The organism is Alcanivorax sp. HI0044 (assembly GCF_001634945.1).
Window position 1 is genome coordinate 1 of record NZ_LWEZ01001390.1, and the last position, 2,247, is coordinate 2,247.

The window sequence follows — 2,247 nt, forward strand, 5'->3', positions numbered from 1 at the left end:
CACCGTAGCGGAAAGATTATGTGGGGGAATCTCAATGCGGAGAAGCGTTATTCCCGCTGGCCGTTCTATTGCCAGAGCAAGCTGGCCAATCTGATTTTTGCCAAGGATCTGCACCGCCGTTTGCGCAAACGCGGCTCAAACATTCAGGTAATGGCAGCCCATCCTGGCTACTCGGCGACCCATCTGCAGGACACCATTCCCGGCGGCGGGCTGTTCAACAAATTTATGGCCCAGCCGGCAGAGATGGGCTGCCTGCCGGGGGTGATGGCGGCCACCAGCGATGATGTGATTTCCGGAGGCTATTACGGCCCGGATGGAAAAATTCTCGAGCTGCGAGGCTACCCGGCACAGGCCTTTGCCCGAAAAATCACGGATAACGAAGGCCTGGCGCAACGGTTATGGGACGAGTCCGAACGGCTCACGGGAGTTCGCTACCTGAATACACAAGGAGAGGACGAAGCATAAGCCGTGATGTTTGAAAGGCGTGCCGGCAGCTATGTGGTCGAAGATACTGGCACGTTGCCAGTCCCTCCCACGCTTCAGGATTCCCTTTTCATCTCCTTTTGGTTGCCGCTTACCAGGTCCCTGCCTATGCTATTTCATGGCTAACCGAATCGGGGACGGTTTTGAAAAACGACAATGATGCGTTGATCGGCAAGATCTATGAAACCGCGTTATCCCCGGGCGACTGGGTCGAACTGCTGGATACCATTGCCGGTTGGACGGAGGTAGAAGAGGGCTTCCCCATCGAGCAGGGGCTGCAGAATCGGCCCTGGTGCCTGGCCCGGCACCGCGTCGTGCAGAAGTGGAAGGCCTGATTTCGCACCTTGAGCGAGCTGTACGCTCCAGCTCCTATATGCATGCGCTGGANGACCGCACCAACGTGCTCAATGCCATGTACAACCAGATGCCCTGGCCCATGCTGATGCTGGGTGAGCAATTGCAGGTGCTGGAATCCAATCCGGTGGCGCAGCAGGTGCTGGCGGATGGACCTGTCCAGCTGCGCGCAAACGGCACCTTGAGTATTGCGGACAGGGAACTGAAACAGGCTCTGGAGCGGGTAAACCGGCTCGCGGAAGGGCGAGATACGCAGCTGCTCACCTCGCCTCAGGACGGCATTTCTTTGTTGTGCCTGCCGGTGCAAAAATCGGATGCGCCCGGGTCGATCGCCCAGGTGCGCACTATCGTCTGGGTGCTGGCGGGGCACAGCGTAGTGACACCATCGCCAGAAATGCTGCGCTCCGTGTTCAGTATCACGGAAGCAGAATCCCGGTTGTTACACCTTCTGTGCAAGGTTGGAAATCTCCAACAGAGCTCGCAATTGCTGAACATCAAGATCAGCACTGCCCGCAGCCAGCTGAAATCGGTTATGGGAAAGCTCAACATCACCAGCCAGGTGCAGCTGGTTAGCCATGCCATGGGGCATGCGCTGGTGCAGGCTGCCCGCTTGCCCCGACTGCAGGATGAAGACGAAGAATACACCGTCACCCTTGCGGATGGGCGGGTGTTGAGCTGGTACGAATACGGTGACCCCAAAGGCAGGCCGGTCCTGACGCTGGAGAATCAGGGCGCCTCAATGCCTGATCATACCGTGTTTGAAGACTGGTACCGTGAGCGAGGCCTGCGAATGATTTTGATCGTCCGGCCCGGCTATGGCATTTCCACCTACAAGCGTAATTACCAGTTCAAGGATCTTGGCCGGGATATCCAGTTTTTGTGTGAGCACCTGCATATCCGCAAACCGCCCATGGCGGCGTACTGTGGTGGTGGGCCTTATGCGCTGTGCGCCGCGGCGCTCTATCCGGAGCTGTTCGACCGGTTAGGCCTGCTGAGCACGACGCTGGCGGGAGATCACCTGGAGCTGGACAAGCTGGANCCCATTCATCGGATGAGCCTGCAGATTTCCCGCCGCGATCCTCGCCTGTTCATGTTGGTGGGACGGCTGGGGGTGCGTGGGGTACAGAAGGCCCCGGAACGCTTCTACAAGATGCTGGCGCGGGGCATGTCAGCGTCGGACCAGGCGGTATTCAACAATCCTGATCTGCTGGCGCGGACCATCAAGCGGACTCGTCGAGGCCATTTTCAGGGCGCGCGCATCATGATGGAGGAGTACCTGAATCATCTCAAACCCCTGGGGGTGGATCTCAAGCAGATTACCGTGCCGATCCTGCAGTGGCACGGTGAAACCGATGGCATTATTTCCATTGATGGGGCGCGTCACCTTGCCGCAGATTTACCGAACGTGCA

Annotated in this window: 2 protein-coding genes and 1 pseudogene; all 3 read left to right on the forward strand. The window is 58.3% G+C overall.

The features are described 5' to 3' along the window. Positions 1-465: pseudogene (locus A3730_RS20530) on the forward strand (short-chain dehydrogenase); the annotation flags it as partial. A gap of 161 nt (positions 466-626) precedes the next feature. Further along, a complete protein-coding gene (locus A3730_RS31995; RefSeq protein WP_063538801.1) occupies positions 627-818 on the forward strand; it encodes a hypothetical protein in 192 nt (63 codons plus the stop codon). Positions 819-856: 38 nt separating this feature from the next. Continuing rightward, positions 857-2,247: alpha/beta hydrolase (locus A3730_RS33090; protein WP_063538803.1), on the forward strand; the 1,391-nt coding region annotated here is incomplete at its 3' end.